This window comes from Streptomyces sp. NPDC056361, assembly GCF_042262805.1.
In the GTDB taxonomy this organism is placed as follows: Bacteria; Actinomycetota; Actinomycetes; order Streptomycetales; family Streptomycetaceae; genus Streptomyces.
Genome location: NZ_JBHJQI010000027.1, coordinates 47,824 through 62,233, shown reverse-complemented (window position 1 = coordinate 62,233; position 14,410 = coordinate 47,824). Strand labels below are relative to the sequence as shown.

The 14,410-nt window shown below is 73.1% G+C and carries 13 protein-coding genes; 8 read left to right on the top strand and 5 right to left on the bottom strand.

What is annotated here, in order from left to right:
• Positions 1-44: 44 nt before the first annotated feature.
• The 6 genes from ACFCY7_RS11850 to ACFCY7_RS11825 are packed head-to-tail and all read left to right on the top strand — an operon-like array spanning position 45 to position 6,057.
• Positions 45-800, top strand: coding sequence for an arylamine N-acetyltransferase (locus ACFCY7_RS11850; protein ID WP_376483619.1), 756 nt, complete (start codon positions 45-47; stop codon positions 798-800).
• 14 nt (positions 801-814) lie between these two features.
• Positions 815-2,167 (top strand): crotonyl-CoA carboxylase/reductase, encoded by a 1,353-nt coding sequence (gene ccrA / locus ACFCY7_RS11845; protein ID WP_376483618.1) that lies wholly within the window; start codon positions 815-817, stop codon positions 2,165-2,167.
• Between the two features lie 7 nt (positions 2,168-2,174).
• The gene (locus tag ACFCY7_RS11840) at positions 2,175-3,230 is read left to right on the top strand and encodes a 3-oxoacyl-ACP synthase III family protein (protein ID WP_376483616.1); all 1,056 of its coding nucleotides are present in this window, start codon (positions 2,175-2,177) and stop codon (positions 3,228-3,230) included.
• The gene (locus ACFCY7_RS11835) at positions 3,227-4,102 is read left to right on the top strand and encodes a 3-hydroxybutyryl-CoA dehydrogenase (protein ID WP_376483615.1); all 876 of its coding nucleotides are present in this window, start codon (positions 3,227-3,229) and stop codon (positions 4,100-4,102) included. The genes ACFCY7_RS11840 and ACFCY7_RS11835 overlap by 4 nt, the downstream gene beginning before the upstream one ends.
• A gap of 46 nt (positions 4,103-4,148) precedes the next feature.
• A complete protein-coding gene (locus ACFCY7_RS11830) occupies positions 4,149-4,916 on the top strand; it encodes a thioesterase II family protein (RefSeq protein ID WP_376483613.1) in 768 nt (255 codons plus the stop codon).
• Between the two features lie 22 nt (positions 4,917-4,938).
• A complete protein-coding gene (locus tag ACFCY7_RS11825) occupies positions 4,939-6,057 on the top strand; it encodes a 3-deoxy-7-phosphoheptulonate synthase (protein WP_376483611.1) in 1,119 nt (372 codons plus the stop codon).
• Positions 6,058-6,232: 175 nt separating this feature from the next.
• Here ACFCY7_RS11825 and ACFCY7_RS11820 read toward each other — a convergent pair whose 3' ends face one another.
• The 5 genes from ACFCY7_RS11820 to ACFCY7_RS11800 all read right to left on the bottom strand — a co-directional run bounded on the left by ACFCY7_RS11820 (position 6,233) and on the right by ACFCY7_RS11800 (position 12,644).
• The gene (locus ACFCY7_RS11820; protein ID WP_376483609.1) at positions 6,233-6,574 is read right to left on the bottom strand and encodes a type II toxin-antitoxin system PemK/MazF family toxin; all 342 of its coding nucleotides are present in this window, start codon (positions 6,572-6,574) and stop codon (positions 6,233-6,235) included.
• Positions 6,575-6,622: 48 nt separating this feature from the next.
• The gene (locus ACFCY7_RS11815; protein ID WP_376483607.1) at positions 6,623-7,297 is read right to left on the bottom strand and encodes a 4'-phosphopantetheinyl transferase; all 675 of its coding nucleotides are present in this window, start codon (positions 7,295-7,297) and stop codon (positions 6,623-6,625) included.
• Positions 7,294-8,142 carry a metallophosphoesterase family protein gene (locus ACFCY7_RS11810; RefSeq protein ID WP_376483605.1) on the bottom strand — a complete coding sequence of 283 codons (849 nt, stop codon included), beginning with the start codon at positions 8,140-8,142 and terminating at the stop codon, positions 7,294-7,296. The genes ACFCY7_RS11815 and ACFCY7_RS11810 overlap by 4 nt, the downstream gene beginning before the upstream one ends.
• A gap of 34 nt (positions 8,143-8,176) precedes the next feature.
• Positions 8,177-10,957 carry an AAA family ATPase gene (locus ACFCY7_RS11805; RefSeq protein ID WP_376483603.1) on the bottom strand — a complete coding sequence of 927 codons (2,781 nt, stop codon included), beginning with the start codon at positions 10,955-10,957 and terminating at the stop codon, positions 8,177-8,179.
• A 580-nt stretch (positions 10,958-11,537) separates the two neighbouring features.
• Complete coding sequence (locus ACFCY7_RS11800) at positions 11,538-12,644, bottom strand: magnesium and cobalt transport protein CorA (protein ID WP_376483601.1); 1,107 nt, start codon at positions 12,642-12,644, stop codon at positions 11,538-11,540.
• Between the two features lie 178 nt (positions 12,645-12,822).
• On the opposite strand from ACFCY7_RS11800, the gene ACFCY7_RS11795 reads away from it, so the two are divergent.
• Positions 12,823-13,935 carry a winged helix DNA-binding domain-containing protein gene (locus tag ACFCY7_RS11795; protein WP_376483600.1) on the top strand — a complete coding sequence of 371 codons (1,113 nt, stop codon included), beginning with the start codon at positions 12,823-12,825 and terminating at the stop codon, positions 13,933-13,935.
• 8 nt (positions 13,936-13,943) lie between these two features.
• Positions 13,944-14,405, top strand: a complete 462-nt coding sequence (locus ACFCY7_RS11790; protein ID WP_376483598.1) for an SUKH-3 domain-containing protein — start codon at positions 13,944-13,946, stop codon at positions 14,403-14,405.
• Positions 14,406-14,410: the final 5 nt, after the last annotated feature.

Sequence of the window (14,410 nt, the reverse complement as noted above, 5' to 3'; positions counted from 1 at the left end):
CCCCTCGACTTCCCCTCGGCACACGGCACAAAAGGAGAACGGCCTTGTTCGACAAGGACACCTACCTGGAGTACATCGGGCACTCCGGTCCCGCCCCCGCCGCCGATCTGGCGACCCTGCAGGACATCCACCGCAGGCACCAGATCCGGTTCCACTACGACAACGGCTTCATCCACAGCACCGACTTCGTCGAGTTCGACGCGGACGCCGTCTTCGAGACGATCGTGCTGAAGGGGCGCGGTGGCATCTGCACCGACCTGAACCTGCTCTTCCACCGGCTGCTCGGGGAGCTGGGCTACGAGGTCAAGCTGCTGTCGGCGAGCATGCAGCTCCTCGGCGGCGCCTGGGGGCCCGACGTCGAGCACATGGTCATGGTCGTCACCGTCGACGGCGAGGACTGGCTGGTGGACGTCGGCAACGGCGGCATATCGATCGTGGACCCGCTGCCCCTCTCCGGCGAGACCCGGAACCAGCAGGGGATCGACTTCCGGCTGGTGCGCCAGGGCGAGTTCCACCTCCTGGAGTTCAAGACCCGCAACAAGCCCTGGCGGAACGCGTACCGGTTCACGACCCGGCCCCGCGACCCCGGCGACTGGCGGGTGCTCGCCGAACTCATCGGCGCCCAGGAGGACCGCTTCGTACGGCGGCGCCGGCGCGGGACCGATAACGGCCAGGTCGTCCAGATCGCCAACATCTTCCTGTCCGTCGAGGACGGCGTGGAGCGCCCGCGGCCCATCCGCAACGACGAGGAACTCCGCACGATCGACACCACCTACTTCCAGCCCGTCGCGGCCCAGTGAGAAGGACACCAGACATGTCACTGTCCGAAGCCGTCCGGGCGGGTGCCTCGCCCGAGGTGCTGGCGAACACCCCGCTGCCGGCCGAGTTCACCGCCGCCCACCTGCGGGTGGAGGACGAGAACGTCTTCCAGGGCGTGGAAGACCGGGACGTGCGCAAGACCCTGCACGTCGGCCCCGTCCCGATGCCCGAACTGGCGCCCGACGAGGTGCTGATCGCCGTCATGGCCAGCTCCATCAACTACAACACCGTCTGGTCGGCGACCTTCGAACCCCTCTCCACCTTCCGCTTCCTCAAGTCGTACGGGAAGGAGGGCGGCTGGGCGTCCCGCCACGACCAGCCGTTCCACGTGCTCGGCTCGGACGCGGCCGGTGTGATCGTGCGGGCCGGCAACGGCGTACGCCGCTGGAAGACCGGCGACCACGTGATGGTCAACGCCGCCTGCGTCGACGACCAGGAGGCGTCGGTCCAGGCCGACGGCATGCTCAGCGACCACCAGCTCGCCTGGGGCTTCGAGACGAACTACGGCGGCCTGGCCCACTACTGCGTGGCGCGCGCCAGCCAGCTCATCCCCAAGCCGGCCCACCTGACCTGGGAGGAGGCCGCCACCGCACCGGCCTGCGCCGGAACCGCGTACCGGATGCTGGTGAGCGACCGGGGCGCGCGGATGAAGCAGGGCGACGTGGTCCTGATCTGGGGCGCCTCGGGCGGCCTCGGCGCGTACGCCGTCCAGCTGGTGAAGAACGGCGGCGGCGTCGCCGTCGGCGTCGTGGGCTCCGAGGAGAAGGCGAAGGCGGCCCGCGCCCTCGGCTGCGACCTCGTCATCAACCGGGCCGACATCGGCATCGGCGACGACCTGGGAGACGACCCGGCACGCGTCGTGGAACAGGGCAAGGCCCTCGGCCGGCTGATCCGGCAGGGCGTCGGCGAGGACCCGCACATCGTCTTCGACCACGTCGGCCGGTCCACCTTCGGCATCTCGGTGTTCGTCGTGCGCCGCGGCGGATCGGTCGTGACCTGCGGGTCGAGCACCGGGTACCAGCACCAGTTCGACAACCGCTACCTGTGGATGCGGCTCAAGCGGATCATCGGCAGCCACGTCGCCAACCTCCAGGAACAGGTCGACACCGCACGGCTGTTCACCCAGGGCAGCATCATGCCGGCGCTCACCGCCCTGTACCCGCTGGAGGAGATCGGCGAGGCGACCCGGCTCGTCCAGCTCAACGAGCACATCGGCAAGGTCGGGGTGCTGTGCCTGGCCGACCGGCCCGGCCTCGGCGTCACCGACCCCGAGCTGCGCGCACGCATCGGCGAGGACCGGCTGACCGCGCTGCGCGCCTTCGCGCCCGACGCCACGCCGGCCGGGTGAGGCCCTCGTGAACACCGACCGTACGCACGCCGTGCCCGTCACCGTCCTCGGCACCGGCTCCTACCTGCCCGAGCGGGTGGTCACCAACGAGGACGTCGTCGCCCGGGTGCCGAACACCTCCGCCGAGTGGATCGAGAGCAGGACCGGGATCCTCCAGCGCCGCTACGCAGCACCCGACGAGGCCGCCTCCGACCTCGCCGTGCACGCGGCCCGCGCCGCGCTGGACCAGGCCGGACTCGCCCCCGACCGGCTCGACTTCGTCATCGTCTCCACCACCACCGGCGACGCCCCGATCCCGGCGACGTCCTCCCTGGTGCAGCGGGCGCTCGGCGCCCACCGGGCCGCCTGCTTCGACATCAACATCGCCTGCACCGGGTTCGTGACCGCCCTGGCCGTCGCGCGGGCGTTCGTCGCGCTCAGGCCGGAGACCAAGGCCCTGGTGATCGGCACCGACGTGTACACCCGGTTCGTGGACTTCCAGGACCGGGCCACCAGCGTCCTCTTCGGCGACGGCGCGGGCGCCGCCGTCGTCGGCGCGCTGCCCGGCGCGGACGCCGGCGCGGAGACCGGCACGGAGCGCGGCTTCCTCGACATCGAGCTGGTCGGCCGGGGCGACGCCCACGAGCTGATCGCCATGGAGGCGGGCGGCAGCCGCCGGCCGGCCTCCGCCGAGACCGTCGCCGACGGCGGCCACCTGCTGCGCATGCAGGGCCGGGGAGTGAAGGACTTCGTCCTCGACAACGTGCCCGGCATCCTCGCGGACCTCCTCAAGCGCTGCGGCCACGAAGCCTCCGACGTCCACCACTTCGTGCCGCACCAGGCCAACGGCAGACTGGTGACGGAACTCGCCGCGGCCAGCGGCCTCGACGGCGCCCACACCCACCTGCCGCTGCGCCACTCGGGCAACATCGGCTCGGCCTCGGTCCCCGTGGCCCTGGACGAGGCGAACCGCTCGGGCGCGCTGCGCGACGGCGATCTCGTCCTGCTCGCCGGCTTCGGCGCGGGCATGGCGGTCGGCGCCGGCCTGCTCCGCTGGTCGGCCCCGCAAGGAGGAATCCGATGACGGACGCACTGCACCGAGTGGGCGTCGTCGGCTGCGGCGCCATGGGCGCCGGGATCGCCGAGGTGTCCCTGCGGGCCGGACTCGACGTACGGGTCGTGGTCTCCTCGCCGGACCGCGTCGGGCCCGCGTCGGACCGGCTCCTCCGCGCCCTCGACCGGGCCGTCGCCAAGGGGCGGATGACTCCCGAGGAGCGCACCGGCGCCGCCGAACGCCTCCGGTTCACGGCGGACCCCGCCGAACTGGCCGACAGGCAGCTCGTGGTGGAGGCCGTGGCCGAGGACCTCGAATCCAAGCGCCGGGTGTTCAAGACGCTCGACGCGGTCGTCACCGACCCGGACGCCGTCCTGGCCTCCACGACGTCCAGCCTGCTCGTGGCGGACCTCGCCGAGGTGACCGGCCGCCCCGAGGCCGTGGTCGGCATGCACTTCTTCAACCCGGTCCCGGTCATGCCGCTCGTGGAGGTCGTCCGATCCGACCGCACCGGCGACGCGACCGTCGACAGGGCCGAGTCGTACGTGGTCGACCTGCTCGGCAAGGAGGTCGTCAGGACCCGGGACCGCTGCGGCTTCGTCGTCAACGCGCTGCTGGTGCCCTACCTGATGGCCGCCGTCCGCATGTACGAGCGGGGCGTGGCCAGTGCCGAGGACATCGACCGCGGCATGACCCTCGGCTGCGGCCATCCGATGGGGCCGCTGGCGCTGCTCGACATGATCGGCATCGACACCATCACCGCCGTGGCGCGGAGCATGCGGGACAACTCCGACGACCTGATCGAGGAGGTGCCCCCCTTGCTGAGCCGGATGGTCGAGGACGGCCACCTCGGCCGGAAGGCGGGCCGGGGCTTCTTCCGCTACGACGGGACGGCATCGTGACCCCCACGCAGTCCGCACCCTCCCCGCACGACCTCCGAGGAGCAGCATGACCACGCCCGACGACCGCAACTCGCCCTGGGTCTACCGGTACCGTCCGGCACCCGACGCCCGGGTCCGGCTCGTCTGCCTGCCGCACGCGGGCGGCTCGGCCCCCTTCTTCGTCCCGGTGGCCAAGGCCCTCAGCCCGCACGTCGACGTGCTCGCCGTGCAGTACCCGGGACGCCTGGAACGCCGGAACGAGCCCCTGATCGAATCCCTCACCGAACTCGCCGCACGCGTCGTGGACGAACTGATCCCGTGGACGGACCGGCCGCTCGCGCTGTTCGGACACAGCCTCGGCTCCCTGCTCGGCTTCGAGGTTGCCCGGCTGATGACCGAGAAGGGCCACCCGCCCGTCCGGCTCTTCGCGTCCGGCCGCCGCGCACCGGACATCCACCGCGCCGAGTTCGACTACGAACTGGACGACCAGGGCCTGCTGCGCGCGATGGCGGAGCTCGGCGGCACCGATCCGCGCGTCCTCGCGGACGAGGAACTGATGCGCATGGCACTGCCGGTGATCCGTGCGGACTACCGGGCCGTGGAGACCTACCGGTACGAGGCCGGGCCGCCGCTCGGCTGCCCCGTGACCGTGCTGACCGGCGGGGACGACCCGAAGGTCTCGGCGGCGGACGCGGCCGCCTGGCGGGCGCACACCTCCGGCGCGTTCGAGGTGATCACGCTGCCCGGCGGCCACTTCTACCTCGTCGACCACCACGAGAAGGTGACGGACCTGATCGCGGACCGGCTGGCGGCACCGACCCCCACCCTCCGTTGACCCGCGGCGGCGAGGACCTCCCGTGACCCACACCACCGGCGTCGGCCCCGTCGGCCGCGAGGCACGGCGACTGGCGACGATGCCACCGCCGGTCCTCGCGGCCGGGTGCGCGCGACTGCGCCGCCGCACGGCCTCGGTCGCCCGGGGCGAGGCCGTCCTGCTGCAGGGCGGCAGCCGCGCCGAGCCGCTGCACGCCCTCACCGAGGACGCGATGCGGCGGCGGCAGCGGACCCTGCTCCAGATGGAGCTGGTCCTCGCGCACGCGACGGCACTGCCCGTCGTCAAGGTCGGCTGGACCGTGGGATCGTGCGCGCCGCCGTCCCCGGACGACCCGGCCGAGGGGCTGCGCCGGGAGTACGAGAGCTCCGTCACGGTGCTCAACCTGCTGAGGGCCCTCACCGCCGCTCCCGCCCCCGGTCTGCACCGGCTCCACGCCTGGAACGAGGAGCACGCCGCCGGCCCGGACTGCGGGGCCCCGCACGGGGAGCTGCTGGCCGCCATCGGCCGGAGCCTCGCCTTGCTGCGGTCCTACGGCCTCGACCCGAGCGGTGCCGGCGCACCGCCGGAGTTCTTCGTCGGGCACGAGAGCCGGCTGCTCGCCTACGAGCGGGCGCTCACCGCGACCGGGCCGCACCCGGAAGCGGGCCATGACGTCCCGTACGCCACGACCGGGCACCTGCTGTGGCCGGCCGAGCCGCACGAGCCGGGCGGAGACCACGTCCGCCACCTCTCCTCGGTCCACAACCCCGTCGCCGTCAGGCTCGGACCCGGTACCTCCCCGGACTCGGTGCTCGGCCACGTGGACCGGCTCGATCCGCACCGGGCGCCGGGACGGCTCACTCTCGTGGCCGGGATGGGCGCGGACCGGGTCCGCGACCTGCTGCCCGAGGTCGTCGAGAAGGTGCGGGCGGAGGGCGCCTCGGTCTGCTGGGTGAGCGATCCGGTGCGCGCCAACACCACGCGCGACGCGGTACGCGACGAGGTGCGGGGCTTCGTCGAGGTCCACCGCTCCCTGGGGACCCATCCGGGCGGCATCCACGTCGACCCGGTCGCAGCGGCCCCCGCGGCCGGTGGCGGCCCGGACCGCGGACCGGCCCTCGACGTGGCGTTCCACTTCGCCGAGGCCTGCGCCGGGGCATAGGGGGCGTCCGGTCGGGGCCGGGGCCTTCGCGTCCGGTCGGTCGGGGCCGGGGCCTTCGCGTCCGGTCGATCAGGGTCGAGCCCTCCGCGTCCGGTCGGTCGGGGCCGAGCCTCCGCGTCCGCCCGGCGCAGCGCCGGGCCCTCGGCTGATCCCCGAGACGGCCCCGAAGGTTCCGTCAGGCCTGCGTGGTGATGCCGCCGAGCCGGAGCGCCGCCTCGATCTCGTCGAGCTTGGCCTCGGACAGCACCCCGGCCCGCTCGATCACGTCCCGCTCCGTCAGCGTCGCGAGCCAGGTGCAGGGGGTCATGCCCGGCTGGGGGAAGGCGACCCGCACCACTCCGTCGAGCGACAGCCCGTCGGCGGCGCCCACGGGCACTTCGAGGCCGAGTCCCGTGATGTCGACGGTGACCGGCTCGACGATCTGCATCCCGACGAACTGGGCGTCGGCCCTCTCCGACAGCAGCACCACGGCCCGCCGCTCGCCGAAATCGGCCCACCAGACCTCACCACGCCGCACCGGTACCTCCAGACAGGACGAGAGGGCCGCTCCGAGGCGGACCGATCATCACCTTACTCCCGGCAGGGTGACCGAGGTCAGCACGAAGCCGCGCCCCACCGTCCAGCGCCCGGAGAACGTGTCGTGACGCCGGCCGGCCACCTCGGGCCCGGGCACCAGCAGCCGTGCCGAGAAGCTTCCCGCCGCGTCGAACTCGACCTCCGCCTCCTCGAATTCGAGCTCGCGCCCGGTCAGCGGGTACCAGGCCTTGAACACCGACTCCTTGGCGCTGAACAGCAGCCGGTCCCCGTGCACGTCGGGACGGCGCCGGGCCAGTCCGGCGAGCGCGGCCGCCTCGCGGGGCAGGGACACGGATGCCAGGACGCCCGCGGGCAACGGCAGGTTCGGTTCGGCGTCGATCCCCAGGGACGCCGCGACCCCGGTCCGCGCGACGGCCGCCGCGCGGAAGCCGGCGCAGTGCGTCATGCTGCCGCTGACCCCGTCCGGCCAGGTGATCAGGCCCCGCCTGCCGGGCACCAGGGGAGCCGGCGGCAGGCCGAGCGCGGCCAGGGCGCGCCGTGCGCACAGGCGCACGGTGGTGAACTCCGCCCGCCGGCCCGCCGACGCGTGGACGATCGCCGCCGACTCGGCGGGAAAGAGCCGGTCGGGTCCGCTCCGCCCGGCCGGCAGTTCCTCGTACGAGGTGACGCCGACGACCCCCTCGGGCAGGATCGCCGCGATCACGCCGTGCGCTCCGCCGCGGGACGGGGAAGGATCCGGCGCAGCGGCGAGCGGGGCGGCCGCTGCCGCCACTCCCGCGGGTAGCCGATCGACACCTCCTCGAAGCGCACCCCGTCGTGCCAGGTGACCCGGGGGATGTGGAGGTGCCCGTAGACGGCGGCGACGGCCCGGTAGCGCCGGTGCCAGTCGGCGGTCAGTTCCGTGCCGCACCACTGCGCGAACTCGGGATGGCGCAGGACGCGGGTGGGCTCCCGTACCAGCGGATAGTGGTTGACCAGGACCGTGCCGTGCCCGGGGTCGACGGCCGCGAGCCGCTCCTCGGTGAGCGCGACCCGGGCCCGGCACCAGGCGTCCCGCGACGGATACGGGTCGGGGTGCAGCAGGTACTCGTCCGTGCACACCACGCCCGACTCGTGGGCCACGCGCAGGGATTCCTCCTTGGTGCGGGCCCCGGGCGCCAGGAACGAGTAGTCGTACAGGACGAACAGCGGGGCGATCGTCACCGGCGCGTCCTCGCCGTGCCAGACCGGGTACGGGTCCTCGGGGGTCAGTACGCCCAGGGTGCGGCACAGCTCGACCAGGGCCTCGTAGCGGGCGACGCCGCGCAGCGTGACCGGGTCGGCGGGGTGGGTCCACAGCTCGTGGTTCCCGGGCGACCAGACGACCCGTGCGAAGCGGCCGGCGAGGAGCCGGAGGGCCCAGGCGATGTCCTCGAACTTCTCGCCGACGTCCCCGGCGACGAGCAGCCAGTCGTCGTCGGACTCCGGGCGCAGGGACTCCGTGATCCGCCGGTTCTCCTGATGGGTGACGTGCTGGTCGCTGAGCGCGAACAGCTTTCCGTGGGTCACGCGGGTGTCCTTCCGGCGGGGTGAACGGGGCCTGTCACGGCAGGTCCTGACGGCGCTTCACATTCAGCTTGCGGAACACCCGGGTGAGGTGCTGCTCCACGGTGCTGTGGGTGATCAGCAGCTGGGCAGCGATCTCCTGGTTGGTGTAGCCGCGGCCGGCGAGCGTGGCGACGTGCCGCTCCCGGGTGGTCAGGGCGGCGGTGCCGAGGGCGCCGCCCTTCGGGGCCTTCCTGGCCGGCCGCTCCGCGGGCTCGGCGGGAGCCGACGCGCCGGGGGCGACCTCGCGGCAGAGGGTCTCGGCGCCGGATGCCCGGGCGATCGGCCAGGCCCTGCGTGCCGCGCGCCGGGCACTGCCGTGGTCGCCGGCCGCCTTGTGCGCCCGGGACAGGTCGCTGAGGGTGCGGGCCAGTTCGAACTTGTCGTCGCACTCCTTGATGACGTCGACGGCCTGTTCGAGCAGCCGCGGCCGCTCGGCGGTGCCCGCGGCCGCCGCGAGGACGCGCAGCGCGAGGCCGCGGGCCCGGTGGCTGTCGGGCGAGAGCCTGCTCAGTTCGTCCCGCGCGAGCAGCCCGGCCTGGTCCTGCTTGCCGAGCATGAGCCAGGCCTCGGCGGCGCTGGTGCGCCAGGGCACGGGCCCGGTGCCGCGCACGGCCCATCTCCGGGTGAGCTTGCCGCACTGCAGGAAGTCGGCGAGCGCGGCCCGGGCCTGCCCGGTGGCGAGGCGGTAGTGGCCGCGGGCGTACAGGTAGTGCAGTCCGTAGCGGCTCTGGAGCATCGCCTCCGGGAACGGCTCCGCGAGCAGGGCCGCCGCCCGGTCGAGCTTGCCCCTGCGGACGTCGGCCAGCACGAGCGTGCCCAGCGGCAGGCCGAGCGCGACTCCCCACGCGTCGGCCGGCAGCAGGTCCAGGGCCTCCCGCGCGGAGGCCGAAGCGGCGTTCAGGTCGCCCGCCCGCAGGGCCGTTTCGGCCCGTACGGAGGTGAACACCGCCGACCACGTGGGGGTGTTGCGGGTGCTGGCCTCGGCCAGCAGATGGTCGCACCATCCGGTCGCGGTCTCGAAGCTGTCGGTGTACACCAGGCACAGCAGGGCGAGCAGGGCGGCCTCGCCGCTCCACAGCGAGTGGTGATCGGGCCGCGCCGTGTGCAGTACGGCGTCGGCCCGGGCGGCGAGCCGGGTGGCGTCGCCGCGGATGAGGTCCTCGGCGAGGGCCGCCGCCGTCGACCAGGGGTCGATCTGCCGGCCCGGCGCCTGGTGCGGGGCGGCCGGTGCCGGAGGCCGGGCTCCGCCGCCCGGGTGCGCGGGGTACACGCAGGTCAGCCAGGTGCGCACGCTGTGCAGGGCGGCCGAGTCCACGGGGTCGAGCCGGTGCCGTCCGGCCTCGGCCTGCTGCAGCAGACCCTGGACCGTGTCGAGTTCGCCGTGCCAGGACAGGGTCCACAGCAGGTCGAGCAGGTCGTGCGTGTCGGTGTGCCCGGCCGAGACGTCCTCGACCAGCGGTGCCAGGGAGTGCACGGCGGTCGGCGGGCGGAGCTGCCACTTGAGGCGGCCGAGCCGGGCCCGTACGGCCGCGCGGGACGAGTCGTCGCCGCGGGTGCGCTCGGCGAGCTCCAGGTAGTCGGCCGCCCGCCGGGGTTGGTGGGCGGCGAGGGAGTCGCGGGCCGCCTCCAGGAGGACGTCCCCGGCCCAGGACGGGCCGGTGTGCGCGACGGCCACGAGCTGTTCGGCGACCGCGACGGCCGGTGCGCTCTCGGCGTGCAGGAGTTCGGCGGCGCGGCGCCGCAGTGCGGCGTGGTCGGCGGCCGGCATGTCGTCCAGCACCTCGGCGGCCGCCGAGGGATGTCGGAACGCGGTCGCGTTCAGCAACCCGGCACTGTTCAGGGCGTGCAGGGCGCCTTCGGTCGCGGGCACGTCGAGACCGGTGAGCAGGGCGAGTCGCCGCGGCGGAGCGCCGTCCCCGAGGACCGCGAGGGCGCGCAGCACGACGAGCAGGTCGGGTTCGCCGTGGAAGAGGCAGTTCAGCAGGGCGCGGCCGTAGGCGCGCGGATCGTCCCCGAGTCCGGCGCGGTGGTCGCTCAGGAGGTTCTGGAGGACGAGCGGGTTGCCGCCGCTGGCGTCGGCGAATCCGGGGGCGAGCCGGGCCGCCTCCGTCGCGCCGAGGTGCCGGGTGAGCAGTCGGCCGACGCCTGCCCGGGTGAGGAGGCCGAGGTCGATCCGGTGGAGGTTGGGCTGCCGGAGCAGGTCGACCCGCAGCCGGTCGTCGGTGGCGCGCCGGCCGGTGTCGTCGGTCATGACGACCAGCGAACTCACGTTCCGGAGCCGGGGGAGGATCGAGGCCAGGTAGCGCAGCGAGGGGGCGTCGACCTCGTGGAGGTTGTCGATCCCGATCACGAGCCGGCGGTTCTCGGCGAGGTCGACCAGCGCCAGGACGATCTTGCGGAGGTCGGCCATGGTCGCGGCGGGCAGGCCGGCGGTGAAGGGACCGGCGGTGAAGGGGCCGGAAGCGACGGGACCGGTGGTCTCCTCGCGGGCCGGCATCGCGGTGAACAGGGCGTCCATGTCGTCGCGTACGCGCTGCGGAACCTGGGAGGTCTGGAAGAGCTGCGACAGGACTCCGAAGGGGAGTGCGCGCTCGGGACGGGACGCGGTCGCGCTGAGCACGAGGGCCTGGTCGGGGTCGACGGTTTCGAGGAAGTCGTGCAGGAGCTTGCTCTTGCCGCCGCCCAGCGGGGCGTGGACGAGGGCGATGCGCCCCCGGCCGGAGGCGGACTTGTCGAACAGCAGGTCGAGGGTCGCGAGGGCCTCGTCACGCTCCACCAGATCGGATGTGCGGGGCGCGGGGCTCTCTGGTGCTGCGTGCATTGCATGCCTCTGGGGTGCCGGAACCGATGACAGTCGAACGGGACGGAGACGGTCGTCCCGGTCTTCGCGACGGTGCGATGCGGTGCGTGTCCCAAGGCCGCGGCTGGGCCGCCGCGTTCTCCTCGAACCGGAGAACTCCGCCGGCCGGGGGGTGACGGACGACGGTGTCCACGCTGTCTCCCCCCTGTGCCGGTCCAGGCCCCCGTGCCCGGCACGGGGAACTGCTCGATGTTCGGGATCATTTCGAGTCTGCACGTGGCTGTCAATGTCATTCGAAATCGTGAACGGCGTGTGTCGTCGACCCTGATATTCCGCTTACGGGGAAGCCCACCGCCTCGGCGGTGATACCTGAACACATCGGATATGGCTGATCTTTCGTGAGTCGACAAACGGCGCCTGAGATGGATGAGTTCGGGTACGCGATGTCCCGGATGTCCGTGCCAACCCCCATCCCAGGGGCGGGGGTTGGCACGGACCGGCCACCGCGGACCCGTCGCCGGAGGCGCCCGGTCGGGTCAAGTGGAGGCGACTTCCCTCAGAGCCAGTCCCGCCGTTTGAAGACCACGTACAAACCGGTGCAGACGATCCCCATCAATCCGATCGCGAACGGATATCCGCCCGTCCAGTGCAGTTCCGGCAAGTGGTCGAAATTCATTCCGTAGATGGTTCCCACCAATGTCGGCGCGAAAAGAATGGCCGCCCAGGCGGAGATCTTCTTGATTTCCTCGTTCTGCTGGAAACCCGCCTCGGCGAGGGCGCGCATTTCCGCGTTCTGCTGCTGCGTGACGAGGGTGGCGTTGACGGTGAGAATGTCGGCGAGGGCCTGGCGGAAGCCGTCGACGCGCTCACTGGTGTGGGTGACGTGGTCGGCGACGTCGCGGAGGTAGCGCTGGAGCTCCTCGTCGGTGCCGTATTTGGCGAAGCCGGCCATGAGCGCGTGGAGCATGCCGACGAGGGGGCGGGTGGCGCGCTGGAACTCGACCATTTCGCGCGAGAGTTCGTAGATGCGGCGGGAGACGGCGGGGTCGCCGCCGAAGACCTCGGTCTCGATCTCGTCGATGTCGTTCTGGACGCCGGCCACGACGGGGACGTAACCGTCGACGACCGTGTCGAGGATGGCGTAGAGGACGGCCTCGGGACCCAGGGCCAGGAGGTCCGGGTTCTGCTCCATGCGGAGGCGGACGGCCGAGAGGTCCGGGGCGTCGCCGTGGCGGACGGTGATGAGGAAGTCGGGGCCCACGAACACGTGGAGTTCGCCGAAGTCGACCTCCTCGGGGGCGTCGAGGTAGCGGGCGGCCCGCAGGACGACGAAGAGCGTGTCGCCGTACCGCTCCAGCTTGGGGCGCTGGTGGGCCTCCAGGGCGTCCTCGACGGCCAGTTCGTGCAGGTCGAACTCGCTTGCCAGGGAGTGGAGTTCCTCCTCGGTCGGGCGCTGGAGGCCGATCCAGGCCATGCCGTCGGGGTGCTCGCGCAGCTGGCGGAAGGTGTCCGCCAGGGTGGCGGGGGAGGAGACCCGGCGGCCGTCGCGGTAGAGCGTCGACTGCACGACGCTCGGCTCCACCGGGGGCGGCTGCGCCGACGGGTCCGCGGCCGGCGGTTCGGGGTGGCGGCGCCAGGCCGCGCGGGGGCGGCGTTCGGACATCGTCGCGCACCTCCTCCTCGGTCTGCGGGACGGGAGTCCGGGGGCCCGGAGCTCTGCGGGACTGGAGCGGGCCCATGGGCCGAGAGCAGGATATATGGGGTGAATCGCTCCTGCCCGGATCTCGGCGGAGTTCGAATCAGGACAGTAGCTGTCCGCAAGTCTCGGTAGTGTGCCGATCATGGCCCTCAAGACGTCGCACCCCGTGCTCGGCACCCGCGCCCTGAACCGCGCCACCCTCGACCGGCAGCTGCTCCTGCGCCCCGCCGCGCTCGGCACGGAGGAGGCCGTGGCGCACCTCGTCGGCCTCCAGGCCCAGAACACCAAGCCCCCGTACCACGCGCTCGCCGCACGCCTGGACGGGTTCCGGCCCGAGGACCTGTCGGCCCTGATGGAGTCGCGCCGGGTCGCCCGCATCGTCTCGCTCCGGTCGACCGTCCACACCCACACCGCCCGCGACGCGGTCGGCCTGCGCCGGCTCGTGCAGGCCGGGGCCATCGACCGGGAGCTGAAGATGTTCCGCAAGGGACTCGACGGCGTCGACCTCGACCGGCTCGCCGCGCTGGCGGCCGAGTACGTCGAGGAGCGGCCCCGCACCCCCAAGGACCTGCGGGAGCGGCTGCTCGTGGAGTGGCCGGACGCCGACCCGCTGGCGCTGACCATCGCCGCCCGCTGCCTGCTCCTGATGGTCCAGGTCACCCCGCGCGGCCTGTGGCGGCGGAGCGGGCAGGTCGCGCTCACCACCACCCGCGTGTGGTTCGGCGACCCCGACGGGGAGGCCGCCGAGATCGACGAGACCGTACGGCGCTACCTCGGCGCCTTCGGCCCCGCCTCCGTCCAGGACATGCAGACCTGGTGCGGCCTCACCCGCCTCCGCCCGGCGTTCGAGCGGCTGCGGCCCGAGCTCCTCGTCTTCCGGGACGAGCGCGGCACCGAGCTCTTCGACCTCCCCGACGCGCCCCGCCCCGACGAGGACACCCCCGCGCCGCCCCGGCTCCTCCCCGAGTTCGACAACCTGCTCCTCTCGCACGCCGACCGCACCCGCGTCGTCCCCGCCGAGTACCACGGCCGTACCTGGACCGGGAACCAGGCGCACCGCACCTTCCTCGTCGACGGCCTCCTCGCCGGCATCTGGCGCCTCGACGAGGCGAAGGACCGCACGACCCTCACGATCGAACCCTTCGCGCCCCTGACGCGCGCGACGCGCACCGCCCTCACCGCCGAGGCCGAGCGGACCCTCCTGCTCCTGTCGCCGCCCGGCACCCCGTACGACATCGTCCACGTCGGCCCGTGACGCCGGGCATGACGCCGGAGGAGGTCGAGGCGGTCCTGACCGCGGCGGGCTGGTCGCGGGGGCGTGACGTCGGCGCGCGCCTGCCCCGGCTCCTGGGCTTCGTGACCGACCGCTTCGCCGAGGAGGGCCACCCGGTCGAACCGTTCCGGGCCGCCCGGGACTTCGTCCGGGAGTTCGGCGGACTGCGCCTGGTGGTTCCGGGGACGCCGCCGGACACCGTCGGCTTCACGCCGCACTGGATCTACGAGGAGAGCGCCGAGGACGTCGCCGAACTCGCCCGGAACGTGGGGGAGCGGCTCTTCCCCGTCGGCTACGAGACGTTCGACGGGGCGATGGTCCTCATCGACGAGACCGGACGCTTCTTCCTCCTGCACCACACCGGCCCCGCGTTCCTCGGCGCGACCGCGTACGAGGCCATCGGATGCCTGCTGCGCGGCCCCCAGCGGGACGCGCGGGACCTCTTCGTCTGAACCCG